The sequence below is a fragment of the Phyllobacterium sp. CL33Tsu genome, from assembly GCF_900113985.1.
GTDB lineage: Bacteria > Pseudomonadota > Alphaproteobacteria > Rhizobiales > Rhizobiaceae > Phyllobacterium > Phyllobacterium pellucidum.
Map to the genome: position 1 here is coordinate 14,028 of NZ_FORJ01000009.1, position 24,804 is coordinate 38,831.

23 protein-coding genes are annotated in these 24,804 nt (G+C 58.9%); 15 read left to right on the forward strand and 8 right to left on the reverse strand.

Annotated elements, in window-relative coordinates:
- The first annotated feature begins 43 nt into the window (after positions 1 to 43).
- From BM074_RS21680 to BM074_RS21715, 8 genes are all read left to right on the forward strand, one after another.
- On the forward strand, positions 44 to 652 hold the full coding sequence (locus BM074_RS21680) for a CGNR zinc finger domain-containing protein (protein WP_091925352.1): 609 nt from the start codon (positions 44 to 46) through the stop codon (positions 650 to 652).
- Positions 645 to 1,148, forward strand: a complete 504-nt coding sequence (locus BM074_RS21685) for a hypothetical protein (protein ID WP_244533050.1) — start codon at positions 645 to 647, stop codon at positions 1,146 to 1,148. The genes BM074_RS21680 and BM074_RS21685 overlap by 8 nt, the downstream gene beginning before the upstream one ends.
- Before the next feature lie 167 nt (positions 1,149 to 1,315).
- Positions 1,316 to 3,619 (forward strand): putative bifunctional diguanylate cyclase/phosphodiesterase, encoded by a 2,304-nt coding sequence (locus BM074_RS21690; protein WP_091925358.1) that lies wholly within the window; start codon positions 1,316 to 1,318, stop codon positions 3,617 to 3,619.
- Positions 3,620 to 3,734: 115 nt separating this feature from the next.
- Positions 3,735 to 3,881, forward strand: coding sequence for a DUF3096 domain-containing protein (locus BM074_RS21695; RefSeq protein ID WP_081815702.1), 147 nt, complete (start codon positions 3,735 to 3,737; stop codon positions 3,879 to 3,881).
- A gap of 137 nt (positions 3,882 to 4,018) precedes the next feature.
- Entirely contained in the window at positions 4,019 to 4,240 is a 222-nt protein-coding gene (locus BM074_RS21700; protein WP_027229467.1) for an aa3-type cytochrome c oxidase subunit IV, read from the forward strand.
- A gap of 155 nt (positions 4,241 to 4,395) precedes the next feature.
- Complete coding sequence (locus BM074_RS21705) at positions 4,396 to 5,703, forward strand: Re/Si-specific NAD(P)(+) transhydrogenase subunit alpha (protein WP_091925778.1); 1,308 nt, start codon at positions 4,396 to 4,398, stop codon at positions 5,701 to 5,703.
- Positions 5,703 to 6,113: an NAD(P) transhydrogenase subunit alpha part 2 gene (locus BM074_RS21710; RefSeq protein ID WP_027229469.1), complete on the forward strand. Its 411-nt coding sequence runs from the start codon at positions 5,703 to 5,705 to the stop codon at positions 6,111 to 6,113. Before BM074_RS21705 ends, BM074_RS21710 begins: the two co-directional genes overlap by 1 nt.
- 2 nt (positions 6,114 to 6,115) lie before the next feature.
- Positions 6,116 to 7,516: an NAD(P)(+) transhydrogenase (Re/Si-specific) subunit beta gene (locus BM074_RS21715; protein WP_027229470.1), complete on the forward strand. Its 1,401-nt coding sequence runs from the start codon at positions 6,116 to 6,118 to the stop codon at positions 7,514 to 7,516.
- Between the two features lie 50 nt (positions 7,517 to 7,566).
- Here BM074_RS21715 and BM074_RS21720 read toward each other — a convergent pair whose 3' ends face one another.
- The 3 genes from BM074_RS21720 to rpsU all read right to left on the reverse strand — a co-directional run bounded on the left by BM074_RS21720 (position 7,567) and on the right by rpsU (position 9,415).
- Positions 7,567 to 8,166, reverse strand: coding sequence for an NAD(P)H-dependent oxidoreductase (locus tag BM074_RS21720; protein WP_091925361.1), 600 nt, complete (start codon positions 8,164 to 8,166; stop codon positions 7,567 to 7,569).
- 8 nt (positions 8,167 to 8,174) lie between these two features.
- On the reverse strand, positions 8,175 to 9,032 hold the full coding sequence (locus tag BM074_RS21725; protein WP_091925364.1) for a tetratricopeptide repeat protein: 858 nt from the start codon (positions 9,030 to 9,032) through the stop codon (positions 8,175 to 8,177).
- A 131-nt stretch (positions 9,033 to 9,163) separates the two neighbouring features.
- Positions 9,164 to 9,415 (reverse strand): 30S ribosomal protein S21, encoded by a 252-nt coding sequence (gene rpsU, locus BM074_RS21730; RefSeq protein WP_027229472.1) that lies wholly within the window; start codon positions 9,413 to 9,415, stop codon positions 9,164 to 9,166.
- A 392-nt stretch (positions 9,416 to 9,807) separates the two neighbouring features.
- On the opposite strand from rpsU, the gene BM074_RS21735 reads away from it, so the two are divergent.
- From BM074_RS21735 to BM074_RS21755, 5 genes are all read left to right on the forward strand, one after another.
- Positions 9,808 to 11,061 (forward strand): sarcosine oxidase subunit beta, encoded by a 1,254-nt coding sequence (locus BM074_RS21735; protein WP_091925367.1) that lies wholly within the window; start codon positions 9,808 to 9,810, stop codon positions 11,059 to 11,061.
- 24 nt (positions 11,062 to 11,085) lie between these two features.
- Entirely contained in the window at positions 11,086 to 11,454 is a 369-nt protein-coding gene (locus BM074_RS21740) for a sarcosine oxidase subunit delta (RefSeq protein ID WP_091925370.1), read from the forward strand.
- A 3-nt stretch (positions 11,455 to 11,457) separates the two neighbouring features.
- Positions 11,458 to 14,469, forward strand: a complete 3,012-nt coding sequence (locus BM074_RS21745; protein ID WP_091925374.1) for a sarcosine oxidase subunit alpha — start codon at positions 11,458 to 11,460, stop codon at positions 14,467 to 14,469.
- Positions 14,462 to 15,016: a sarcosine oxidase subunit gamma gene (locus tag BM074_RS21750; RefSeq protein WP_091925377.1), complete on the forward strand. Its 555-nt coding sequence runs from the start codon at positions 14,462 to 14,464 to the stop codon at positions 15,014 to 15,016. The genes BM074_RS21745 and BM074_RS21750 overlap by 8 nt, the downstream gene beginning before the upstream one ends.
- 169 nt (positions 15,017 to 15,185) lie before the next feature.
- Positions 15,186 to 16,364 carry an alpha/beta hydrolase gene (locus tag BM074_RS21755; RefSeq protein ID WP_091925380.1) on the forward strand — a complete coding sequence of 393 codons (1,179 nt, stop codon included), beginning with the start codon at positions 15,186 to 15,188 and terminating at the stop codon, positions 16,362 to 16,364.
- Positions 16,365 to 16,380: 16 nt separating this feature from the next.
- Here BM074_RS21755 and BM074_RS21760 read toward each other — a convergent pair whose 3' ends face one another.
- On the reverse strand, positions 16,381 to 16,863 hold the full coding sequence (locus tag BM074_RS21760; RefSeq protein WP_091925384.1) for a MaoC family dehydratase: 483 nt from the start codon (positions 16,861 to 16,863) through the stop codon (positions 16,381 to 16,383).
- A gap of 94 nt (positions 16,864 to 16,957) precedes the next feature.
- Positions 16,958 to 17,617, reverse strand: a complete 660-nt coding sequence (locus BM074_RS21765; protein WP_091925387.1) for a TetR/AcrR family transcriptional regulator — start codon at positions 17,615 to 17,617, stop codon at positions 16,958 to 16,960.
- 235 nt (positions 17,618 to 17,852) lie between these two features.
- Here BM074_RS21765 and BM074_RS21770 point away from each other — a divergent pair, with 235 nt between their 5' ends.
- Positions 17,853 to 18,791 carry a homocysteine S-methyltransferase family protein gene (locus BM074_RS21770; RefSeq protein ID WP_091925389.1) on the forward strand — a complete coding sequence of 313 codons (939 nt, stop codon included), beginning with the start codon at positions 17,853 to 17,855 and terminating at the stop codon, positions 18,789 to 18,791.
- A gap of 5 nt (positions 18,792 to 18,796) precedes the next feature.
- Here BM074_RS21770 and BM074_RS21775 read toward each other — a convergent pair whose 3' ends face one another.
- From BM074_RS21775 to BM074_RS21785, 3 genes are read right to left on the reverse strand one after another with little or no spacing between them, the layout of a single operon-like run.
- Entirely contained in the window at positions 18,797 to 19,645 is an 849-nt protein-coding gene (locus BM074_RS21775; protein ID WP_091925392.1) for a peptidoglycan recognition protein family protein, read from the reverse strand.
- A 15-nt stretch (positions 19,646 to 19,660) separates the two neighbouring features.
- Positions 19,661 to 21,964, reverse strand: a complete 2,304-nt coding sequence (locus BM074_RS21780; protein ID WP_091925395.1) for a DNA/RNA non-specific endonuclease — start codon at positions 21,962 to 21,964, stop codon at positions 19,661 to 19,663.
- 51 nt (positions 21,965 to 22,015) lie between these two features.
- Positions 22,016 to 22,381 (reverse strand): hypothetical protein, encoded by a 366-nt coding sequence (locus BM074_RS21785; RefSeq protein WP_091925398.1) that lies wholly within the window; start codon positions 22,379 to 22,381, stop codon positions 22,016 to 22,018.
- A 685-nt stretch (positions 22,382 to 23,066) separates the two neighbouring features.
- Between BM074_RS21785 and BM074_RS21790 the strand changes: the two genes are divergently transcribed.
- Positions 23,067 to 24,791 (forward strand): hypothetical protein, encoded by a 1,725-nt coding sequence (locus tag BM074_RS21790; RefSeq protein ID WP_139217698.1) that lies wholly within the window; start codon positions 23,067 to 23,069, stop codon positions 24,789 to 24,791.
- Positions 24,792 to 24,804: the final 13 nt, after the last annotated feature.

Genomic DNA, 24,804 nt, shown 5'->3' on the forward strand with positions numbered 1-24,804 from the left:
CATTCTAACTTGCAAAACCTATTTTACCAGTTAGAATTTGGCGATGACCTTTGAATGGAATGCACATCGTTTCAGCGGGGGCGTATTGGCACTCGACCTCGCCAATACCGTCGTCTTTCGCGAGTCGCCCGAACGGTCGCTCGATCGCTTTTCCGATCCCGCCGAAGTTACGCGCTTTGCTGCGGCGGCGGCGGATTTCCGTCAGGGGGAGTGGGGAAACGTCGAGTTCCGCCCGCCACTTTCCGAGCGGGAGATCACAGGCCTCATCGACATGCGCGAAGCGATAAATCGCCTGTTCAGGACGGCGGTGCATGGCGGCGGATTGAGCCCCGCGCCGCTCTCCGAATTCTTGCGCCTCGGGTCGAAACTCGTCGGCGACGAACCGGGAAACCAAGCGCTCGCGCTGCCGCGGCCCTCCAGGGACGGCGGGCGAATATCCCTGGCGGCGGCGTCATTCCTCTCCGGGGTGCGTCTGTTTGAGCCTTTGCGCCTGGAACGCATCAAGGTCTGCCCGAATTGCCACTGGCTCTACTTTGACGAGAGCCGCAATCGCAGCCGCCGCTGGTGCGACATGAATGTCTGCGGCAACAGGGCCAAGGCGCGCCGCTATTACGATCGCAACGCCAAGCAGATGGTAAGCGGCCATGTCTAGGACGAAGAATGCCTCGCGCCGGATGGCAACCTGTTTGCTTGCCCTTGCGGTTACGCTGGCGGCATGCCGCGATAGCGGTCAGGGCGATTATCTCAACGTTTCCGGCAAGATTTTCGTCTTCAATTATCGTATCGCCGAGGCGACCTATCTTCTCACCCTGGCGAAACTGCGCAAGATTCCCGATGGCTCGTCATTGGAGACCACTTTCGAAAATCCGGCTGGTGGCGATCCCTTTGTCGTGCGGCAAGATATATGGCCGACAATGGACAAGATCACCGTCGAAAGCCCACCCGTCAAATGCGTGAAGGCGAACCGGGAGTATCAGGTGACAATGCGGCTCGAAGATGCAAAAGGCGTCGTGCTTCAGACCATCGAGCGAAAGATGATCTCGGACACCGATCAGTCACTTATGCCCGACAAGCCACTTGTTGTTGGACCGTTCTACGATCCCAATCCCGACAAGCAACCAGCCCCGCCGATGATATGCCCGGCATAGCGATGATCTTCTTTTAGAAATTGGTAATTCTATTTGCCGGTTGTTGGGAATTTCTGGCGACAGAAGATGAATTAAACGATTTAGTCGGAAGTGCGATTTATAACGCTGGCATCGTTGGCGTTCCTCGTCGACATTCCCGGTACGGGCAAAGTTTTGCGGGCCTATTGATGAAAGTTGAAGCCAACGACGGCTTGTCGATCGAGCTGATTGCGGTTCGCACACTATATGCGAACGGCAAGGCGACGTGGTGGAGTTCGATCATTCAGATCCTCGCCACGGCGACAATCTATTTGAAGACGCATCATGCGATCTATCTTGCCTTCGCGCTGGCCTTTCTGGTGGTCGACCTCGCGCGCACCGCCAATGCCGGCGCTTTCGAACGCGCCAATCTTGTGTCAGCTTCGGCGGCAACGCTGAAGAGGTGGGAATGGCGCTATTTGCTCGGCGCGCTTGCAAGCTGTTCGGTGCTCGGGGCCCTATGCTTTGTCAGCATCTACATGCTTCCCGATGCGACCGCCGCGATCACCAGCGTCATCATTGTTGCTGGATCGATGCTTGCGCTTGTCACGCGCAATTACGTCTCGCCGATGGTCGTCCTCGGCCTGTCGATTGGAATTCTCGCACCGCTTTGCGCGACCTTGGTGCTGCTCGGTGGCGTCTATAACTGGCTGCTTGCCCTGCTGATCCTTCCATATTTCTGGAGCAATATCGGCGTTGCGGGCAGTCTTCGCAATTCGCTCTTCGATGCACTGCTGGGCAAGCGCCAGCTGGCTCGCGTCGCCACCAATTTCGATGCTGCGCTCAATGGTATGCCGCAGGGCCTGCTGATGTTCGATGGCCAGCAGACGATAACCGTCGCCAACATGAAGGCGGCGAAGATGATGGGTTTCGATTCTCCGGCTCAGCTCGAAGGGAGGTCGCTTGCGACCTTGTTGCGCCTTGCCCAATCGCGTTCCTATTTCCCCGAGGATGCACTGCAATCCTTGCGCACCAAGATGCAGGATCTCCTGTCCGGTTCAAAACAGCGCGACACGTTTGAATCACCGAACAAGCGCCACTATGAATTCACGGCGACGCCCGATCCCGAGCATGGCACCGTGCTCGTCATCCAGGATGTCACGCGGCGTGCGGACGCCGAAGCGCAGATCAACCGCATGGCGCGCTTCGACAGCCTGACGGGACTTCCCAACCGCAGCCAGTTTGCCGAGATCGCCGCGACTTATGCCGACGACATGGTGCAGGGCGCGCAGATCGCGCTCATGGTGATCGATATCGATGGCCTGAAACGAACCAACGATACCTTCGGCCATCGCATCGGCGATGAGATGTTGCGCGCCTTTGCCGACCGGCTAAGCCTTGTCGAGGCTGACCGGCCGCTGCTTTCGCGCTTCGGCAGCGACGAATTCGTGCTGCTGTTTTCCGCCTGCTCGCATGAGGAAACGATTGGAACGGTCGAGCGGATCATGTCCGCCATTACCGGCATATACAGTGTTTCGGGTCACGATATCCAGACCGGCGCCCGCGCCGGCGTCGCCATCGTCGAGGTGGATGCGTTTGACCTCTCGGTGATGCACATGAATGCGGATCTGGCGCTCGATGTCGCCAAGAAGGATAGCCAGAAGAACTGGGCGGTCTTTGTCCAGACTATGGATCATACCTTCCGGTCGAAGCAGCGGTTGCGTGCGGATCTTCGCCGGGCCATCGCGGAAGGCACGCTCTCGGTCGCCTACCAGCCGATCGTCAATATCCGCACCTCGCGCATGACCGCGTGCGAGGCGCTCTCGCGGTGGGACCATCCGGAATTCGGAGCGATATCGCCTGCAGAGTTTATCCCGCTCGCAGAAGAAATGGGGCTGATCTCGGATCTGACCCGCAACGTCATCGACCGCGCGGTGATGGATTGCCGCAACTGGAATTCGCGTATCGCCGTCTCGGTCAACCTTTCCTCGCATGATCTGCAGAACCGCAATACGGTCAGCGTCATTCAATCCGCCTTGAAACGGCACGCGATCGAACCGCACCTTCTTGAAGTGGAGGTTACGGAGGGAGCGCTCATAACCGACCGCGCCACGACCGGCAGCGTGCTTTCCGAGCTGAAGGGTTACGGCGTGCAGGTCGCCATCGACGATTTCGGCACCGGTTATTCCAGCCTGAGCTATCTCAAGAACTTGCCAGTCAACAAGGTCAAGATCGACCGTTCTTTCATTGCCGATATCGCTGAAGAGGGACGATCGCTGAAACTTTTGCGCGGCATCGTCCACATGTCGCATGAACTCGGCTTGTCGGTGACCATCGAAGGGCTCGAGACGAGCGCGCAATCGGAGCTCGTCAATCAACTCGTCGGCGCCGAGCACGTTCAAGGCTTTCTCTACGGTGCTGCGATGTCAGCCGATGACATCGTGAAGCTGCTCGACGTGACGATGGAGCACAAGCTCGTGGTCAACGAAGCTGGCCCGCACGTCTTTCACTGAACGGTTGTTTGCCAATTTGAATATTAAACGATCCCGGTCCGTTACCGACAGAATCATTGTATTCGAATAGCGCTCTGTTCTGAGCTGGTAGCTTGCGCACACAAAGGATACCGAAATGATTGCTGAAATCGCCATCGCACCACTCGTCGCCCTAATCGCCGGCATCGTCATATTGATCGCCCCGCGATTGCTGAACTATGTCGTTGCGCTCTACCTGATCATCATTGGCGTTGTCGGTCTTTTTCCGCATCTTCTCGGTTAGTTAATTAGGCTCGACCGCGATGAAACTCTATTCTTGATTTATATTGATCGAGGTCAGGGTGAGCGACGATCTGCGCATTGCGCAGTTGTCGGCTTTTCGCTATTGCCTTTACGACGTCGACTAGAAGAGGTTTGAAGATGGCTGAACATCACGACACCACGCCTGCAGAACTGGGCGCCCCCATGGACTATGCGGAGCATGAGAAGACCTACAATCTTTTTCTCTCGCTTTCGAAATGGGGCTTCGTTTCCTGCATAGCGCTGGTCGTTGCCATGGCTTTCGGCTTTTTCGCCGGGGGATTCTTTTCTGCTCTGGTTCTTTTCTTTGTCATTTGCGGAGCTGCCTGGTTCCTCCTTTAGGGCGCGCTGGTTCTCAAGAGCTGGACGCCCGTCCAAAGCCCGCTCGATCTTGACCGGGCGGGTCTTTAAGACTGCCAATCGTTACAAGCGGGAAGGCGCGCTGGTCCGAAAGGCCACTGCCTTGTAGTGAAAACTTGCTTTGGGGGGTGAAGAGCTTGGCTCAGACACTATTCATACCGAAAGAGACCGATGCCAATGAGGCGCGCGTCGGCGGCTCGCCGGAGACGGTAAAGCGGCTTATTGGCCTTGGCTTCAACGTCGTTGTCGAAACGGGTGCCGGAACCGCGTCGCGCATTCCTGACGCAGAGTTTACGGGCGCCGGCGCAAGTATCGGCAAGGCCGCGGACGTCAACGACGCCGACATTGTCCTCAAGGTGCGCCGACCCGCCTCCCCTGAGCTCAAATCCTACAAGAAAGGCGCAGTCGTCATCGCCATGCTCGATCCTTACGGCAATGACAGCGCCGTCAAGGAACTCGCCGATGCCGGGCTTACCGCCTTCACCATGGAGTTCATGCCGCGCATCACCCGCGCGCAGGTGATGGACGTTCTTTCCAGCCAGGCCAATCTTGCCGGCTACCAGGCGGTCATCGATGCCGCCGAAGAATATGACCGCGCCTTGCCGATGATGATGACAGCAGCAGGCACGGTGCCGGCCGCGAAAGTCTTCGTCATGGGTGTGGGCGTCGCAGGCCTGCAGGCCATTGCAACGGCGCGCCGCCTTGGAGCGGTGGTAACCGCCACGGACGTCCGTCCTGCGGTCAAGGAGCAGGTCGCATCGCTTGGCGCCAAATTTCTCGCTGTCGAGGACGAGGAGTTCAAGGCTGCCGAGACCGCTGGCGGCTACGCCAAGGAAATGTCGAAGGAATATCAGGCAAAGCAGGCGGCGCTGGTCAATGACCACATTGCCAAGCAGGATATCGTCATCACGACGGCGCTTATCCCGGGTCGTCCGGCGCCAAGGCTGGTGACACGCGAAATGTATGCGCGCATGCGTCCGGGTTCGGTGCTGATCGATCTTGCGGTCGAACGCGGCGGCAACGTCGAAGGCGCGGTGGCTGGCAAGATCACCGAGATCGATGGGGTCAAGATCGTCGGACATCTCAACGTCCCGGGCCGTATTGCGGCGACTGCCTCGCAGCTCTACGCGAAGAACCTCGTCGCTTTTGTCGAGACGCTGGTCGACAAGGAAGCGAAGGTGCTGAAAATCAATTTCGACGACGAGCTCGTCAAGGCGACCATGTTGACCCATGACGGCAAGGTGGTTCACCCGAACTTTGCCCAGGCCGCTGCGGCTGTTGCTGCCCCTGCCGAGACGCCGGCTGCCAAGCCTGTCGCCAAGAAGGCCGCGCCGGCCAAGCCTGCCGCTCTAAAAGACGCCGCAGTGAAACCGGCCGCCAAGAAAGCCGCGCCGAAAAAGGCTGCTGCATCCAAGGCGGCGCCAAAGACTGAAGGAGAGGCATGATGGCTGATGCTACACTCGAAAAGGCCCTCGAGACCCTGAACCAGGCCACCGAGATCGTCCGTCAGGCTGCCGAAAACATGCCGGAAGCGGCTGGCGCCGCGGCTCACGCCGTTTCAGGCGGAGTGGTCGATCCGTTCGTCTTCCGCCTCGCAATTTTCGTCCTGTCGATCTTTGTCGGTTACTACGTTGTCTGGTCGGTGACGCCGGCACTGCACACGCCGCTCATGGCCGTTACCAACGCGATCTCCTCCGTCATTGTCGTCGGCGCGCTCTTGGCGGTCGGACTGTCGGCGAGCGGCTTTGCGACCGGCTTCGGTTTCATCGCGCTCGTCCTCGTCAGCGTCAATATCTTCGGGGGCTTCCTCGTCACCCACCGCATGCTCGCCATGTACAAGAAGAAGGAAAAGTGAGCATGAATGTGAATATCGCAACTTTCCTTTATCTCGTCTCCGGCGTGCTCTTCATCCTCGCGCTGCGCGGCCTTTCGCATCCGACGACCAGCCGGCAGGGCAACTACTACGGCATGACGGGCATGGGCATTTCCATCGCGACAACGCTGGCGCTTGCCGAGCCTAGCTTCAAGGGCCTCGGCCTGATCGTCCTCGGTCTTGCCATCGGCGGCGCTGCCGGCGCGTACATTGCCAGGCGTATCGCCATGACGGCAATGCCGCAGCTTGTTGCCGCGTTCCACTCACTCGTCGGTCTGGCTGCGGTCATGGTTGCCGCGGCCGCGATCTATTCGCCCGACTCCTTCGGGATAGGCGAAGTCGGCAGCATCCATGGCCAAGCGCTCGTGGAAATGTCGCTCGGCGTCGCCATTGGCGCGATCACCTTCACCGGCTCGATTATCGCCTTCCTGAAACTTGACGGCCGCATGTCGGGCAAGCCAATCATGCTGCCTGGGCGCCATGTGCTCAACATTGCTCTTCTTGCTGCCATAGTGCTCCTGGTGATCGCGCTGGTCCTGACCGAGAGCCATGCGATCTTCTGGCTGATTGTCATCCTGTCGCTGGTGCTCGGCGGCCTGATCATCATCCCGATCGGCGGCGCGGACATGCCTGTCGTCGTCTCGATGCTGAATTCCTATTCCGGCTGGGCGGCGGCGGGCATCGGCTTTACGCTCGGCAACCTCGCTCTGATCATCACCGGCGCGCTGGTTGGTTCGTCCGGTGCGATCCTGTCCTATATCATGTGCAAAGGCATGAACCGTTCGTTCATTTCGGTCATCCTCGGCGGCTTCGGCGGCGAGACCAGCACTGCTGCCGGCGGTGAAGTCGAACAGCGCCCGGTCAAGCAGGGCTCCGCCGACGATGCTGCCTTCATCATGAAGAACGCCTCCAAGGTCATCATCGTGCCCGGCTACGGCATGGCCGTTGCGCAGGCACAGCATGCCCTGCGCGAGATGGCCGACAAGCTGAAGGCAGAAGGCGTTGAAATCAAATACGCCATTCATCCGGTCGCTGGGCGCATGCCGGGTCACATGAACGTGCTTCTTGCCGAGGCCAATGTGCCTTACGACGAGGTCTTCGAGCTCGAAGACATCAATTCGGAGTTCGCACAGGCCGACGTCGCCTTCGTCATCGGCGCCAATGACGTCACCAACCCGGCGGCAAAGACCGATCCGAAATCGCCGATCTTCGGCATGCCGATCCTTGATGTCGACAAGGCGGGGACGGTGCTTTTCATCAAGCGCGGCATGGGCTCCGGCTATGCGGGCGTCGAGAACGAATTGTTCTTCCGCGACAACACCATGATGCTCTTTGCCGATGCCAAGAAGATGGTAGAGAATATCGTCAAGGCGCTGGACCACTGAACTTGTGTTTCGCGAATGAGGCAAAGGCCCGCCCATCGGCGGGCTTTTTGTTAGATCAGGCGTTCCAATTTCCGCCCGAGCCGACGCTCAAAGGCCGCCAACCGTTCCGCTGACAATTGTTCGGTGTTGTAGAGCGAGAGCATGGAGAACCGCGCTTGCGGCGCGCATGTGCCGATGATGGCGCGCGAAAGTATGCGGCGGACCGGACGGAACATCACGAACCAATCGATCCACCAGGGCGAGCCGAGCGTAGTGACGGCAAGGCAAGACTTGAGCCTGGTGAGCCGCGGAATCATACGGCCAAAATCAGGGGCATGGTCATAGGCAACACCCGGCACAAAGAGCCGGTCGATCCAACCCTTGAGAATCGCCGGAAGGCCGAACCACCATGTCGGAAAGACAAGGATCAGAATGTCGGCGCGGACGAGGTCTTCTGCATAGAGAGCCACGGCGCTTCTGTCATAAGCATCCGCGTAATAGGCCTTGCGCTCATTTGCCGTGAGGCGGGGGTCGAAGCCGCGCTCATAGAGATCGGCGAAGGTGATACTGTGACCGGCCTCATCGAGCCTGGCGGTTATGAGCGAAGCAAGGTGCGCGCAAAGGCTGTCTTTCAAAGGGTGAGCAAAAACGATAACGACGTTCTTGCTCATCTATCGCATCAGGACTTGCGCGTGCGCGCCAGACCGTCGACAGCAGGCTTGTACTTGGGGTCAAGCTGAACGGCGCGGGCGTAGGACTTGGCGGCGCGGGCCTTGTCGCCGCGATGCTCGTAGATTAGGGCCTGGTTGGCCCAGCCCTCGGCAATCGTGCCGTCGAGTTTAATCGCCGTATTGAAATCGTCGAAGGCGTTGTCGTCATCGCCGAGCGCCACATAGGAAATGCCACGGCCATTATAAGGCTCCGCAGCATCGGGCTGCAGCGAGATCGCCGTAGAGAAGTCCTCGATGGCCTGCTTATGCTGGTTGCGCGCCTGATAGATGAGACCACGATTGTGGTAGGCGCGGGCATCCGTGGTGCTGAGCTGGATCGCCTGGTTGAAATCGTTCATCGCCTGGTCGAGCTGGCCCGCCTGGCGGTAGAGGTTGCCGCGCCCGATATAGGCAGCATCATATTGCGGGTTGATCTGGATCGCCCGGCTGTAGTCGGCAATCGCCTGGGCGGAGTTGCCCATGTTGCGATAGACGAGCGCGCGGTTCGAATAGGCCTGGTAGAAGTTCGGGTTCAACTGGAGCGCGATGTTGAAATCCTTGATCGCGTCATTGTTCTTGCCGGCGCGACCATAGGCGGAACCGCGGACATTGTATGCCTCGGGATCCTTCGGATTGTTGCGGATGACATCATTCAAAGAACTGATGTTCTCGGTCGATCCTTGTGCCTTGTCGATCCCGGTCATGTCGGTGGTCGAAGTGCTCTGGCATCCGGCAAGGCCGAGCGCAGAGATCGACGCGATCAACAATCCGGCATAACGTACCGAGGGAAATTTGCCGTATGCGGCGCGTTCAGATGAATATGTCATTGTCTATGTGTCCCGTACAACTCAGAGCCGTGCAAGCTCTTTTGCTCCGATGGCACCAAACGAAAAAAGGGCGGCGCGGCGTGAAGCCACTCCACCCCGATATCGGGTTAAAAGCGTCGATAAACCGCTGATCAACGAGCCGCAGCAGCGCGAACCGGCGCTTTGCGTGCCGGCATCGGCAGAAGACCCTCGCGCTGTGCCTGCTTGCGCGCAAGCTTGCGAGCGCGGCTGATTGCTTCCGCCTTCTGGCGAGCGCGCTTGATCGACGGCTTCTCGTAGTGATCATGCATCTTCATTTCGCGGAACATGCCTTCGCGCTGCATCTTCTTCTTGAGAACGCGGAGAGCCTGATCAACATTGTTTTCGCGTACGAGTACCTGCACGTTTTATCCTGTATCTCTTAGATTTCACTGAGCCTGGCCACCGATCCCCGACCGAAGATCATGGGACAACAAACCGGACTTCGCGACGGTCATCCATCGCAAACTGCGGTCGGCATTAGCAGAAACTCAAAACGATGTCCATGGCGATTTGGCATGGAATTGCTGATATTCGTTCGCCAAAGCCATGGACCACGGTTTAATTTGGGGCTGACCGGCATCGCGCGCCAATCTCCGTCGCAAAATGGCAAAAGACGCTTGGACAGATACGATAGTGATGCGCTAACACGCCGCGCATGTCGATAAAGTCCATGTCGATTTTGGGACAGGAAACCGGCGAGAAATCTTTGAACAATCGGCGCTCGAAGCCAAGTTGTGCGCAAAGGGAATAGGTAATGCGGAAATATTCGGTATTTGCTCTGGCCCGCGAAGCCATGCGTGCCCACAAGGGCTGGAAACAGCAGTGGACGTCGCCCGAACCGAAGTCGGAATATGACGTCATCATTGTCGGCGCCGGTGGCCACGGTCTCGCAACCGCCTACTATCTTGCCAAGGAACATGGCATCACCAATGTGGCCGTGCTCGAAAAGGGCTGGCTCGGCGGTGGCAATACGGGTCGCAATACGACCATTATCCGCTCCAACTATCTCTATGACGAATCCGCCGGTATTTACGAACATGCGGTAAAGCTCTGGGAAGGGCTGAGCCAGGACCTCAACTATAACGTGATGTACTCGGCACGCGGCGTCATGATGCTCGCGCACAACATCCACGACGTTCAGGTGTTCAAGCGCCACATCCATGCCAACCGGCTGAACGGCATCGACAATGAGTGGTTGACGCCCGAGCAGGTCAAGGAATTCTGCCCGCCGATCAACCTCTCTGCTGATGCACGTTATCCCATCATCGGTGCAGCATTGCAGCGCCGCGGCGGGACCGCACGCCACGATGCCGTGGCCTGGGGCTATGCCCGTGCGGCTGCAGACCGCGGCGTTCACATCATCCAGAATTGCGAAGTCACCGGTGTTCGCCGCGCCGCCAACGGCGCCGTGGTCGGTGTCGACACCAATCGTGGCCCCATCAACGCCAAGAAGGTCGGCGTCGTCGCCGCCGGACATACGTCGGTACTCATGAACATGGCGGGCGTCCGCATGCCGCTCGAGAGCTACCCGTTGCAGGCGCTGGTCTCGGAACCGGTCAAGCCGTTGATTCCCTGCGTGATCATGTCGAACACCGTGCACGCCTATATTTCCCAGTCGGACAAAGGCGAAATGGTGATCGGCGCCGGCACCGACCAGTATACGTCCTATTCGCAAACAGGCGGGCTTCACATCATCAACCATACACTCGATGCGATCTGCGAGATGTTCCCGGTCCTGACACGCCTCAAGATGCTGCGCTCGTGGGGCGGCATTGTCGATGTCACACCCGACCGCTCGCCCATCCTGGCCAAGACCCCGGTTCCAGGCCTCTATGTCAACTGTGGCTGGGGCACGGGCGGTTTCAAGGCAACGCCGGGTTCGGGCAACGTGTTTGCCCACACGATCGCCCGCGACGAGCCGCACCGTATCAACGCTCCTTTCACGATCGAGCGCTTTACCAGCGGCCGGCTTATCGACGAGGCAGCCGCCGCTGCCGTGGCGCACTGACTTTTTTAGAAACGAGACGAAGACATGCTTCTCATCAAATGCCCCTATTGCGAAGAAGAGCGCCCGGAACTGGAATTCCGCAATGCCGGCGAAGCGCATCTGGTCCGTGCAAACCCGATCGTTGACCAGTCGGACGATGATTTCGCCGCCTTTCTGTATTTCCGCCAAAATCCGAAGGGACTTCAGTTCGAGCGCTGGCGGCACATTCATGGCTGCGGACGGTTCTTCAATGCCGTGCGCGATTCCGTTTCCGACAAGTTCCTGACCGTCTACAAGGCCGGGGAACCGAAGCCGAATGTCGAGCAACTTGTCACACGAGGAACGACGCCTGCAGAAGCAGTCGTTGAATCTCCCGCGCCGCGCACGCCGCGCGCCAAGAAAGCGGAGGCCTGAGCCATGACCAACCAGGTTCATTCCGGCAGCAACCGCATTTCCGGCGCAGGTCGGCTTACACCCGCAAAGACAGTCCGTTTCACATTTGACGGCCAGAGCCTTACCGGCCTTGAAGGCGACACGCTTGCATCAGCGCTCCTCGCCAACGGCATCCATCTGGTCGGACGCTCGTTCAAATATCACCGTCCGCGCGGCATCCTGTCAGCAGGCAGCGAAGAGCCGAATGCGCTGGTCGATATCGAGCGTGACAAGTCACGCAAGCAGCCCAACGTTCGCGCAACGGTTCAGGAAATCTATGACGGCCTGAAGGTGAAGTCGCAGAATCGCTGGCCGTCGCTGACCTTCGACGTCGGCGCGATCAACGATGTTTTCTCGCCAATGCTGCCGGCGGGCTTTTACTACAAGACGTTCATGTGGCCGAAATTCGCATGGAAGACGATCTACGAGCCGAAGATTCGCGCAGCCGCCGGCCTCGGCGTGGTTCCTGGCGAACCGGATACCGACCGCTATTCCAACCGCTTTGCCCATTGCGACGTGCTTGTCGTAGGGGCCGGTGCCGCAGGCCTTGCCGCAGCGTTGAGCGCTGCAGCCACCGGTGCAACCGTCATCCTTTGCGATGAACAGCCGGAAGTCGGTGGCGCGCTGCGCTATGAAAGCGATGTCACCATCGACGGCGTGCCCGGGTACGAATGGGCGACGGCGACCATCGCCAGGCTGCGTGCCATGGACAATGTCACGGTTCTGACCCGCACGACGGCCTTCGGCTACTATGCGCAGAACTTCGTCGGTCTCGCGGAGCGGATCAGCGATCATCTCAGCACTCCGGCAGCGGAAATGCCGCGCGAACGCCTCTGGCAGATTCGCGCCAAGAAGGTCGTGCTGGCGACGGGCGCGATCGAACGGCACATGGTTTTTGCGAATAATGACCGTCCGGGCGTCATGCTGGCTTCGGCTGCGCGCATGTTCCTCAATCATTACGGTGTTGCGATCGGCCGCAAGGTTGGCGTCTACACGGCCAACGACTCGGCCTACGCGGCAGCGATCGACCTGAAGCGGGCCGGGATCGACGTTCCGATCATCGTCGATACGCGCGACAACCCGAAATCGGCCATCGTCGAGGAAGCGCGATCGCTGGGTATCGAGGTACTGCCGGGACATGCGGTCTTCAGCGCCGGCGGCAAGCGTCGCGTGTCATCGATCTTGATCAAGCCCAACAGGGGCGGCAGCGAGCGTAAGGTCGCCGTCGATGCCCTGATCGTCTCTGCAGGCTGGACGCCCTCGGTTCACCTCTTCTCGCAGTCGCGCGGCAAGGTGGCGTGGGACGCGGCGAACGAGAGGTTCCTTCCCGGCACCTACGCGCAGGACTGCCTGTCGGTCGGTGCCTGCAACGGCACGGACGGCTTGCAGGACGTGATCAATGAGGCTATCGCCGCCGGCGGATCGTCGGCCGAGCAGGCGGGTTTTGCCGGCAAGGGTACGCCGGTATCATTGACCGCCACCGACAGTGCCAGCTGGATCGGCGGGATGATCGGCTCGGCTGCCGGCGCTGGCCCAGACACGACGGTCAAGGCTTTCGTCGATTTTCAGAACGATGTCACGGCCAAGGATGTCCGGCTCGCCGTGCGCGAAGGCATGCACTCGATTGAACACGTCAAGCGCTTCACGACGAACGGCATGGCGACCGACCAGGGTAAGACATCGAACCTGCACGGCCTTGCCATCGCTGCCGAGGCACTCAACAAGCCGATCCCGGCCGTGGGCCTCACGACGTTCCGCGCCCCGTTCACGCCGGTTACGTTCGGCACCATCGTCAATCATGCGCGGCACGATCTTTTCGATCCGACCCGGCGCACGCCGATGCACGCCTGGCATGCGGCGCAGGGCGCTGCCTTTGAGGATGTCGGCCAGTGGAAGCGTGCCTGGTATTATCCGCAGGCCGGCGAGGATATGCATGCCGCGGTCAACCGCGAATGCGTTGCCGTTCGCACTGAGGCCGGCATTTTCGATGCCTCGACACTTGGAAAGATCGAGGTTGTTGGCCCCGATGCGGCGAAGTTCCTTGAACTGCTTTACACCAATCCATGGGAAAAGCTTGGAGTCGGGCGCCTGCGCTACGGCATCATGCTGCGGGAAGACGGGTTCATCTACGATGACGGTGTTGTCGGCCGCCTCGCCGAGGACCGCTTCCACGTCACGACGACGACCGGTGGTGCGCCCCGCGTCATGAACCACATGGAAGACTACCTGCAGACCGAGTTCCCGCACCTTGATGTGTGGCTGACCTCGACCACCGAGCAATGGGCGGTCATTGCCGTGCAGGGGCCAAGGTCGCGCGAGATCATCGCGCCGCTGGTCGAAGGGATCGACATGTCCAATGAAGCCATGCCGCACATGAGCGTGCGCGAAGGCAAGATTTGCGGCGTGCCGACGCGGTTGTTCCGCATGTCGTTCACCGGCGAAACGGGCTACGAAATCAACGTTCCGGCCGATTACGGGCAGGCGGTCTGGGAAGCGATCTACGAACGCGGCAAGCCGCTTGGCCTGACGCCATATGGCACCGAGGCGATGCATATCCTGCGCGCCGAGAAGGGCTACATTATCGTTGGTCAGGATACCGACGGCACGGTGACGCCGCAGGATGCCGGGCTGACTTGGGCCATTGGCAAGAACAAGACCGACTATGTCGGTATTCGCGGGCTCTTGCGCCGCGATCTCGTCACTCCGGGACGCAAGCAGCTCGTCGGTCTCAAGACCGTTGATCCGAAGGTGGTGCTGGAGGAAGGCGCGCAGATCGTTGCCAATCCGAACCAGCCTGTGCCGATGACAATGATCGGACATGTGACTTCATCCTACTGGTCGGAAAATTGCGGCCGCTCCATCGCCCTCGCGCTGGTTATCGATGGCACGAAGCGGCTCGGCGAGACGCTCTATGTGCCGATGCCGAATGGAGTGATCGAAGTGGAAGTCACCGGAACTGTATTCTTCGATGACAAGGGAGAGCGTTTGAATGGTTGAGACGATCCAGGCAACACGCTTGCATCCGCTGCAGTCGGGTCGCACCGGTCCGGCCGCGGTCTCGGTGACGCTGGCTGATAATGCGACACGTGTCTCGCTGCGGGCCCGCCCGGACGCTGTCGCTGCCCTTTCGAAAGCACTCGGTCTGACGCTGCCGACAAAACCGAAATCGACCGCGGTGAATGGGAGCCGCGCCGCCTTGTGGCTTGGCCCCGACGAGTGGCTGATCATCGACGACGGCGAAAGCAACCTCGTTGCGGACCTCGCCAAGGCCAAGGTACTGCATTCGGCAGTCGACGTTTCCCATCGCAATGTCGGGATCATCGTTTCGGGCAAAGGGGCGGAAGGCGTCGTCAATGGCGGCTGTCCTCAGGACCTTTCGGAACGCGCCTTCCCGGTGGGGGCCGCCTCCCGCACGGTTCTCGGCAAGATCGAGGTCGTCCTTTGGCGCACGGCGGAAAATACATTCCGGGTCGAATGCTGGCGCTCGTTCTCACCCTATGCTTTCGCTTTCCTGCAGGAATCGGCGCGCGACATCTGGGTCTGATCGACGGCTGATTTTTTGGACTGCATGAAGTTCCGGTTGTGCAGTCCGGCCATTTTCATGTAAACGGCGCGATCATGCGGGCGGAGCCATCCACTTTGGATCGCTGCCGCGTTTGCAGCTATTGTGATGACTGCCGATTTCGCGTGGTCTCTTTGCCGAGAGAAGTGAAATGGCCGTTAGAAAGCGTCTCGTCATCAATTTCACCGGTTATGAGGGCCTGCACGCCGATGCGGTGCGGGGGCGCTATCTCAATAGCGCGTCGGATTTCAACAAGCTATGGGGCGCAAGAACCGTTGCCGGTGCGATGGTTGCCGAAGGCGACGACATCGCGTCCATGAACATCGCGACGCGCGGCAGTGACTGGAAAACCGAAACGAAATTCTGCCAATACGGTTCGGCCGATATCTTCGACGCCTATGCAGCGCGCAACGTCGTGACGCGCTTCGCAACCGGTCTCATGGCGTTCCTCGACATTTTGTTGACCGGCACCTTCTGGCGATATCTGCGCACCAGCTGGCGCTTCTGCATCTTCTTTCTCTGGCCGTTCGCCTATGCCTGCTTCGTGACGCTTGCCGCGCTGGCGGTCGGGCTCTTTCCCTTGCTCGCCGAGGGCAGCAAGTTTCACCTTCTATGGACGGTGCCGCTCGCGCTCGTCATTGGCCGTGTGCTCATTCGTTGGCCCGGGGAGAAGGTGTTTTTCTCGTACTTGCTGGACGATTGGGCGGCAGCTTCCGACCGCATTTACGGCCGCAATCCCGCTCTCAACCAACGCCGCAAGGCTTTTGCAGCCAATCTTGCCGAGAAGCTTCGAGTGACTGACGCTGACGAGGTCGTCATTATCGCCCATAGTCTAGGTACGGTGCCCGCGGTCGAGGCCATCGCTGACGTATGGCGTATCGATCCGGAATTGCTCAGGCGCAAGCCGGTGTCACTGGTCGCTGCGGGTTCCTGCCTGCTGATGATTGCACTGCACCCGCGCGCCAATGGTTTGCGTGAAGATGTGCGCGTGGTCATGCAAGAGACACCGGTCCTGTGGGCGGAGTTCCAGACGGTCACCGACATCGTGCATTTCTACAAATCCGATCCGGCAGTGGCTCTTCGGATAAAGCCGCGTCAGGCTCCGGTCATCGAGCGCATTCGTTTCAAGCGCATCCACAGCGCGAAGCGTTACACCCGTGCCAGGAAAAACTTCTTCAAGATGCACCTGTTGTTCCTGAAAGGCGCACAAATTCGCAACCCCTACGACATGGGCATGTTCGTGCAGGGGCCGTTTCCATTCAAGGACCTGGTGACGAAATATAAGGGGGTTGCGGCGCCGCTCGATCTGGAAGGCAAGCTCGCCGCTTGAGGCAAGCGCTCGCCGTTCAATCCATTTCAGGCGGATTTTCGAGGACCGCGATGGTCAGCCAATTGGCGACCAGCGCAGGCTTGAGCGAATTCTCGATTTCCAGGGTCACTTCGTAATTGTTGAGCACGCGGCCGGAAGGGCGGATATCGGCATCCGCCAGCTTGAAGCGGGCGCGTACCCGCTTGCCGGACTTTACGGGCGCCATGAACCGAACCTTGTCGAAACCGTAATTGATACCCATGGTTGCGCCCTCGAGCATCGGCAAGGCTTCATAGGCGAGCGTCGAAAGCAGCGAAATCGTCAGGAATCCGTGGGCGATCGTCCCGCCGAAGGGCGTTTCCTTCTCTGCGCGCTCCGGATCGGTATGGATGAACTGGTGGTCATCTGTGGCATCTGCGAACTGGTTGATCATTTCCTGGCTGACCACCCGCCACTCCGAGCAGCCGACCTCGGTGCCAACCGCTTCCTTCAACTGCTTGAGTGAAATCGCTTCCTTCATAACTTCGCGCTTTCCGAACGTCTTGTGATCTATTCAAGGCTGTTCGATAGCGGGTTATGGCGTGAATGTCATCCCGTCATAAAGGAGCACCATCTCATGCGGCCTGTATGCTGTCCGGAACAGGTGGTTTTTCGAGCTGGGCGGTTGCGGGTGAAAACAACAGTTTGACGAAGCTGCGAAATGCCAACACCTGACGTTCGATACGCTTCGGATCGTTGAGCGCCTTCGACATGATGATCGCGCCGTCGACGATGCATGAGAGCATGTCGGCCACATCGCCGAGATCGATCGCATCGCGCGGGCGGTGAACATCGGCAATGTCGTCGAGTATCGCCCGGAAGCGCATGTGCCATTCCTTTACCGATTGGGCGATAAGATTGCGCACATTGCGATCGAAGAGCCTTTCCTGGTAGCAGATGCTGGCAATGAGACAGCCGGGATGGCCGCTTGGAAGGTCGGACATGGTTTCTGCAAGAAGCTTGAGGCTGATGAGGAAGGCTTGAAGCGGATCGTCTGACAATTGATGGCCGCGTTCGAAAATCTCGTCGAAAACGCGATTGTTCTCGTCAACGTAGCGCCGAATCATCTTGTGCGCGAGTTCGTTCTTGTCCTTGAAGTGATAGAAGAAGCCGCTCTTGGTGATACCAGCCTCGACAATGATCTCTTCGATCGACGTTGCGCCGAACCCCTTGGCGAGGACCGAAGCTTCTGCGATTTCGATGATCCGTTCGCGGGTTTCCGCGCCCTTGCCCATGGCCTCCCCCAGAACTACTGTACCGTCGATACAGTTTTGCGATTGGTGAGCATAGCATGGAAAGGGCGATCCGGGCCATTGCGGCAGCTAAGTCTATGATACGACAACAGGTTTGTCAGCCGATCCGCCGCCGCACCGCAAGCTTTCTAGATCGTGCAGCCCAAAGAGCGCAAAAAGGACCATGCCGACAAGGGTCAAATGACCGGGGAGTGCGGCAGTAACCTTGGAGACGATCATGGCAAAATATCGCCACAATCTGCCGCAGCTTTCCGGCAGCTTTTTCCTCAGCGATGGGGGGATGGAAACGACACTCATATTCCTTGAGGGCATTGAGCTGCCGGAATTTGCCGCATTCGTGTTGATGTCGACCGACGAGGGACGGCAGCATCTCAGAGACTACTATGTTCGCTATCTTGAAGTGGCGAAAGAGAACGCTACCGGCTTCATCCTCGACACGCCGACGTGGCGGGCAAACGCGGACTGGGGCGCCAAGCTCGGCTACGGCCGCTCCGAACTGGACGCCGTCAACCGCCGTTCGGTGGATCTGCTTGCCGAACTTCGCCAGGAATATGAAACGCCTGCAACGCCCTGCGTCATCAGCGGCGCAATCGGTCCGCGCGGCGACGGCTACAAGGCCGGCAACATGAATGCCGACGAGGCCGAGGCCTATCATGCCGCGCAGATCGCAACCTTTGCCGATACCGAAGCCGATCTGGTCGCCGCCTACACGCTCACCAACTACAACGAAGCGATTGGCATCGCGCGCGCCGCCCGCGCCAGTGAAATGCCTTGTGTGATATCATTCACGGTGGAAACAGATGGCAAGCTGGTGACGGGTTCGTCTCTGCGGGAAGCGATCGAACGGGTCGACGAGGCGACGGGTGGTTCCCCGCAATATTACATGATCAATTGTGCGCATCCCACGCACTTTGCGCAGGTCCTGGAGCAAGGTGAAGCGTGGACGCGCCGCATTGGCGGCCTGAGAGCCAATGCTTCGACCAAAAGTCACGCTGAGCTCGACGACTCGACCACGCTCGACGCGGGCGATCCACTCGATCTCGGACGCCGCTATCAAGCGCTGACCCGGGCGTTTCCGCGGATGCGCGTCCTCGGCGGATGCTGCGGAACCGATCATCGCCACGTCGCCGCCATTTGCGAAGCCTGCGCCGCCTAGCGTGCTCAGTCGATCTTCCGCGGCGCCTTGTCCCTTACAGGCGTCCGCGGGGCCTTCTTCGTTCCGGCTGCTGCCCTTGCGACCTTGACTGTGCCCACGGGGCTCTCGTCGAACTTGACGGTCTTCTTAGGCCGCGAAGGCGCCTTTGCGGCCGGCTTGGCCCGGGCACGTGCCGGTCGCCTTGCCGGCATTTCAGTATGCGTGCCTTGCGGATCGGCATGGTCCGGCATATGCGAATGGTCGCTTTCAAGCCCGGGATCGGAAAACGGAATGGTTTCCAGCCCCTCCACGACCTCCGGTCCCTCAGTATCTTCCAGCATCAGGTAATCGACTTCCGGCTTGGTGTAGGCCGGGTCCCAGTGGGTATTTTCCGGCACGTTGCTGTGGCCGTAATGGCCGCCCTTCGTATCCCAGATACTGGCGTTGCGGTTATGGCCGCCCGGATCCTGACCGTTGACCGCAGGTTTGGGCAAGCCATTCGGCCAGACTTTCGGAATGGAATGGGTGGCTTCGAGCCAGCGGCAAAGCCGTCGAACATTATCGAGGGTGGCGCGAACCTTTGGCCGGTGGGCGAACCCTACGACTTCGATCTGGATGGCTGAATCGCGGTTCGTCTGGACGCCGTCAGAGAGGTTCTTGAGCGCCCGTGACGCAGTGTCCGTATCGATGTGCTGGTAGATTGTGGTGGCATCGACCGTGAAATGCGGATCGGATCTGTTCGCCTTGAACGCGGCGAATGCGCCTGCCGCGGAACTTCCTTCGGTTGTGTGATGAACGATCTTGAACGGGCCGCCGGTATAGGTTCCAGACGAACCGCTGATCGGCTTCCAGGTCGCAAAAGGACAACGTGGCATTGATTGTTCCCTCCCTTATTTTTGCGTTCGAGCGGGTTGAGCCGGCCCGCCTGCCGCCATTTTTTTCCGGCGAGTGCCTGCGTGCAGCCCGATTTCGGTTCCGCGAACCGTCTCGTACTGATCGGCCTTACGCACCTGTTCGTCGAAGCGGACACCGGCCAGGTTTTCGATGTCGGCAATCGGATACATTGCCGGCACGAATTCGGCCGGCACGGCGAATTCGAAATCGACGTCGGCAAGGTCTTGCTCAAGCATGAATCCATAGGCGGCGATGCCATCGGCCACGCGGCTGGTGATCACCTTCCAGTAGCGGGACGGGATCTTGGCACGCAGCACAGTTCGCCCGTCGCCGACACCGGTGAAGACTTCGTCTGAAGGGTCGAGCACCGGTCCAGCGAAAACGCAGAGCCGCTCGTTGGCTGCCTCGGCGAGCACGCAGTTTTCAAGATCGCCCCAATTTTCGTGGCCGCTGGCGGCCCGGTTGAACCCCGCGACCTGCGGCGAGCAATTGGTAACGTGATAGGTATCGCCATTCGCCCGACGCAGTTGATCGTAGGTTGCGCCCCAGGCAACGTCGTCGCGGCGCACGATATGGCCCTTGTCGAAAGCTTTGCGATCCCTGGTGAAAAACACATCCGGAATCTGCAGGGCTTCATCGAGGCGCGGATCGGTAAACCATAGTTCCTGGTCGCTCTCGCCGAGGCCGGAAAGGCCGCGCCGCGTATAGTCGCGACCGGGTTCGGGCCGTTTGAGTTCCGGCGCTTTGGTAACGTTGGACGCGGTGATCAGAGCAAGGCGGCGCTGCGCATGCATCCTGATCGAGAAGTTCTCATAGTGAAGCGTGTCCGATCCCGTGAGCGTCCGGGCGAGCACGCTCGCATCCGCTGCCTGCGGCATGGCCACCTCGACCGGCACGAGGAGCGCCTCTTGACTTGGGTCATTGAGAAAATGTGCGTCATAGCCCTTGCGCATGCTGAAGTCCGTATCGCGGAACGGCGCCCGCGCGGACTCAGTCATGCCAGCGTCGTCGGCGCTCACACTTTCGCTTGCCACGACCACGGCCTTCTGATCGTCGAGGTCGACTGAAATGGTAATGCGTAGCGGCAGGACGATGCGTCCCACCTCGCGTTCTTGCTTGATCGTGATCGACGACGCGGCGTGGGCGGTGGCGCTGGAAGCGGTATTCCCCGTGCTGGAAATCGTCGGGTCGCCGCCATTCGCAACAAGTTCGGCACCATCGGCCCGCTGCCACCAATCGCCCCAATCATTGGCACCGCCGGTCGGGGCTCCGGCGAATTGCACGCCGGCCGCGATTACGCGGCTGTCGCGCGACAGTTCATAGGCCGGCACGGCATAATTCTGCTTCTGGTAAAGGCCTCCGAAGTGCAGGCCCATGACCTCGCCGCTATCAAGGTCGAGAATTGCCGAGCCCGAGTTTCCGCCCAGCGTCGAGCAATCATGTGTCGCAGCGGGTACCATCTTGCCGAAGCTCGATGTCGTTATGCCGCCCTGGAGTTCGCCCGGTTGCAACCGCTTGACGCCGTAGCGTCCCGCCATGACATCGTTCTGGACATCGGAGGGGTTGCGGGGATCGAAGGCAGGATAGCCAATGGCGAAAATATCGTGGCCCGTAAGGTCGCGCGCATCCGATAGCGAAAGCTTCAACGGCTTGGCGGTTGCGGGAAGGCCGTTCACGGCAAGAATTGCCATGTCCCAATAGGGATGGATCATGACCACGCGAACGACGTCGAGCATCGGGCCGGTCGGACGTCCCTGTTCGCGCTTGAAATCAATGGCCGCCCGTGCGCCGTCGATAAAGGCGAGCCTGCGGTCGCCAAGCCCTTTCGAGAAAATTTCGGCGACATGCCTGTTGGTCATCAGCAGGCCGTCGCCGACGACAAAGCCGGTGCCACCATAGGGATACTTGTTGTTGCCCGGCAATTCGATGCGGCCGATCGACGGAATGACCCCTTCTATCCTGGTGCGGACGGCAGCATCATCCGACAGGCGTCGCCAGAGCGGATGCGTGACGGTAAAGGTATTGTCGACGATGTCGATCGCCGGCCGCAAGTCCGGCAGGATGATCGCTTCAAGCCCGTAAAGCTCACCCTCGGAGGGATCGCGGCCAAGCTCGATCGCTTCGAGGCCCGATTTGGCGAGCCTCGTCTCATCCGTATCGCCGGGCATGCTTTCGAGACCGGAATCGCCTCCAGCCTTGGTCCACTCCTCCAGCATGTTTCTGATGGGCTCGATACCGCCATGTTTCCTGGTGATGAGCGTCAGATAATCCTTCAGCCTGTCAGCGTCCGTATTCCCCATTTTCCCCACCTGTCCGCCCTCGGGCGCAACTCATTGCGAAAGCTCCATTCGTCAAAACCAGGAGCGCAGGAACTGCCTTTCCGCTGGTCCTTCGTCCACTCCGGGCAGTTCGCGCCCCTCATTTGCGGGAGCGGGTGCTTCGCCGCCCTGGAGCGCGGCGCCGGCGCCGCTCGTGCCAGCCGCGGCGAGATAGACGACAAAGGCATTGAGGACCGCAAGGAAGAGGTCGGCTCCGGCGGTGCTGCCGGCAAAGAATGCCGTTGCGAGGCAGATCACCAACGACACTGCGAGCCCCAGCCATCGCGGTTGCCAGCCTAGGGAACGCCAAAGGCCGTTCGTTACTGCAGTCGTTGCAAGCGTCATGCCGCCAATGGTGCCGAGTGCCGTCAGATCGAGCAGTTGAGGGGTCGCAGGCATCCTATCCTCCGCAAAATGGAACATGGTCCAAGACCCGCCAACGCCTGGCTTCGTAAAACGGGCGCAAATCCAGTCTGCCGTCCCCGGCAACTCCCGATACCGCCGTCAGGTCGCGTTCCTCGGGTTGCCGCCATGCACTGCTATTCAATAGGCAAAGTAATTCGACCCGGAATCTTCAGCATTGGTGCAAGACCAATAAACCTAATAAACTCCAGTATTATCAACTATAAGTTGTTGCAAATGCTTTAGTAACATGTACTATTCAAGCGAATATTTGACGATCTTGACACAAAATTGCGCCTGATCAAGCGAAATCTGCTGAAGCCTGCCCCATTTGCTCCAAAGGAATTAGTTGGTTCAAGAAGAGGCGATTGCGGCGATCCACCCCGTCGAAAGCGCCGTTCAGTATTCTCGATAGCGTTCTGGCTGGATACCATAATGATAGATCAGGATTGCAACGCCGCTATTTCCGAGCCACGCTACCTAAAGTAAGAGCCCTGCGCGGCTATTCAGTGTTTTTTGCAATGAAATCGAGTACTTAGTTGTAGAAGACGGGCGATGAACAAGTTATGGTCCAACATGTTAATACCAAGTGATTAAAGATTCTCCAGTCTATCCGAGTGAACTTTAAGTAATTTATGCTATATTGACCAATCAGAGTTCTCGTGTCTCGGGGGACGCTTGCGTGAGTGACTTGAGTGGCAGTGAAATCAAATTGCTTCGATATTTGATTGGTCAGGCGTTTCCCAACCTGAACCTCTTCTCTATCTTTCTATCCGATCAGGAATTTCTGCCGCTTCCCGCAACGGTGGTCAATCCGGACCTCGGCTATGAGGAGGCGCTGCAGGATTACATTGTCGATACGATTATTCCCGAAGCACTGATGGACAAGTTCCTGCGCATTCTGACGACAAAGAAGCGAATCCGCGCGCAAATTCAGTCGCTTATGGACCCAGTCGATATCGACGGCAACATGTGGTTCCGGACCTACATGCAAGGGGAAGTCGCTTTCAAGTATTGCGATGACGAAGGCGTATTCGATTACTTTGCGCAATACCATCCATTTACTGCTGAGTTGTGGGCGAAAGTTACGGAACTCAAAGCAGAACAGATCAGCCAGTCCAAGTATTTCCTCGCGATTGTAACACCGGTCGACCTCGAAAACCTGGAAGCGACGGATGGTACGGTGTTCGACCATGCGTTCAACGATTGGCTCAAATCCCGCTCGGGTCCTCCTGAGGCGCGCAAACGTTTCATGCTCATCTATGAGAAGGAGGAGATGGGCAACTGGTGGAACAAATGGAAGGACCGCTATCGCGCCAAGTATCCTGCCATCGATGACGAGCCAATATTCTTGCGGGAGCTCAAGAATGATCCAAAAGACCGGGCTAGCGTCCGCGCTGAGCTTCAGGCTTTTCTCAATCTGCCGGACGAGCCGCTGTCACCCAAATTGTCCAATGTCTTGTTGCTTGGGACGCCGTCGACCGCTGACACCGATCCGGGTACGCAGGCCGGCGACGTTGCGCTTTTTCAATATCTGCGCCGATTCAACGCGGACCGTGTACAGTACTGGGAGGATGGCTGGGGCGATACAATGCGGATGACCGTGCCGCAGCGTGACGAGTTCTTCCGATATCCGCCGATTTTTACACGCTCCGCATCGGAGCGAAACACCACTGTCGGCGGGCTCAAGGACAAGATGATCCCGCTGCTCATGGACGCCCTCGGGTATTCCAACGACGATGTGGTGGGCATTTGGCGCGATAGCGTCAGCAAGTTCCAGCGCGTCTACTGGCGCTCGGCAGGCGAGTGGTGGGACAGCACGGAGATCAATCCGAAAACAGAGAACGCCTGGAAAGGTTCGGTCGAAGAAATCGGGGCAAAGCTTGCCAAACTTGCCGGCTTCGGCGACCTTTGCGAGAGCAAGCTGCGTACGCGTTTCGAAAATCTTCCCGACAGCGATCCAAACCGCCAGCTTCTTTCGACCAACCTGCAAAAGCTCGGCCAGACCGTGGTCAAGCCTGGCGAATATGAAACAGTCGCCGTATCGCTCGATAGCCTCGAGGAGAGTGTGAGCCGTTTTAATCGGGCGCAACTCAATATCGTCGCCGCCCATGATCAGAGAACCAGGCCCGGCGATAAACAGCATACGATCAATCATTTCGAGGATTGGGATACGCGGATCGACCGACTGGTCGGACAATATTTTCCCGATCGCGAGCCGAAGATTTTCCGTATCGCCGTGCTGTTTCAGAATTTCGATAAGTTCGATGGTCTCAAATTTGACGAAGGCCTTTCTGTGCGGCGCTGGAACCTGCTCAAGGTCAGACGCGACAACAACAAGATCGATTTCAACAGCAGCGATATGAACCATCTGATCGATGCGGCCAAAGACATGATGCACCACTAGGGAGGCGGTACGC

Excerpts from the sequence above, each read along its gene's own strand:
- BM074_RS21680 (WP_091925352.1), top strand. The coding sequence starts at position 44 with ATGACCTTTGAATGGAATGCACATCGTTTCAGCGGGGGCGTATTGGCA.
- BM074_RS21685 (WP_244533050.1), top strand. The coding sequence starts at position 645 with ATGTCTAGGACGAAGAATGCCTCGCGCCGGATGGCAACCTGTTTGCTT.
- BM074_RS21690 (WP_091925358.1), top strand. The coding sequence starts at position 1,316 with ATGAAAGTTGAAGCCAACGACGGCTTGTCGATCGAGCTGATTGCGGTT.
- BM074_RS21695 (WP_081815702.1), top strand. The coding sequence starts at position 3,735 with ATGATTGCTGAAATCGCCATCGCACCACTCGTCGCCCTAATCGCCGGC.
- BM074_RS21700 (WP_027229467.1), top strand. The coding sequence starts at position 4,019 with ATGGCTGAACATCACGACACCACGCCTGCAGAACTGGGCGCCCCCATG.
- BM074_RS21710 (WP_027229469.1), top strand. The coding sequence starts at position 5,703 with ATGGCTGATGCTACACTCGAAAAGGCCCTCGAGACCCTGAACCAGGCC.
- BM074_RS21715 (WP_027229470.1), top strand. The coding sequence starts at position 6,116 with ATGAATGTGAATATCGCAACTTTCCTTTATCTCGTCTCCGGCGTGCTC.
- BM074_RS21720 (WP_091925361.1), bottom strand. The coding sequence starts at position 8,166 with ATGAGCAAGAACGTCGTTATCGTTTTTGCTCACCCTTTGAAAGACAGC.
- BM074_RS21725 (WP_091925364.1), bottom strand. The coding sequence starts at position 9,032 with ATGACATATTCATCTGAACGCGCCGCATACGGCAAATTTCCCTCGGTA.
- BM074_RS21735 (WP_091925367.1), top strand. The coding sequence starts at position 9,808 with ATGCGGAAATATTCGGTATTTGCTCTGGCCCGCGAAGCCATGCGTGCC.
- BM074_RS21740 (WP_091925370.1), top strand. The coding sequence starts at position 11,086 with ATGCTTCTCATCAAATGCCCCTATTGCGAAGAAGAGCGCCCGGAACTG.
- BM074_RS21745 (WP_091925374.1), top strand. The coding sequence starts at position 11,458 with ATGACCAACCAGGTTCATTCCGGCAGCAACCGCATTTCCGGCGCAGGT.
- BM074_RS21750 (WP_091925377.1), top strand. The coding sequence starts at position 14,462 with ATGGTTGAGACGATCCAGGCAACACGCTTGCATCCGCTGCAGTCGGGT.
- BM074_RS21755 (WP_091925380.1), top strand. The coding sequence starts at position 15,186 with ATGGCCGTTAGAAAGCGTCTCGTCATCAATTTCACCGGTTATGAGGGC.
- BM074_RS21760 (WP_091925384.1), bottom strand. The coding sequence starts at position 16,863 with ATGAAGGAAGCGATTTCACTCAAGCAGTTGAAGGAAGCGGTTGGCACC.
- BM074_RS21765 (WP_091925387.1), bottom strand. The coding sequence starts at position 17,617 with ATGGGCAAGGGCGCGGAAACCCGCGAACGGATCATCGAAATCGCAGAA.
- BM074_RS21770 (WP_091925389.1), top strand. The coding sequence starts at position 17,853 with ATGGCAAAATATCGCCACAATCTGCCGCAGCTTTCCGGCAGCTTTTTC.
- BM074_RS21775 (WP_091925392.1), bottom strand. The coding sequence starts at position 19,645 with ATGCCACGTTGTCCTTTTGCGACCTGGAAGCCGATCAGCGGTTCGTCT.
- BM074_RS21780 (WP_091925395.1), bottom strand. The coding sequence starts at position 21,964 with ATGGGGAATACGGACGCTGACAGGCTGAAGGATTATCTGACGCTCATC.
- BM074_RS21785 (WP_091925398.1), bottom strand. The coding sequence starts at position 22,381 with ATGCCTGCGACCCCTCAACTGCTCGATCTGACGGCACTCGGCACCATT.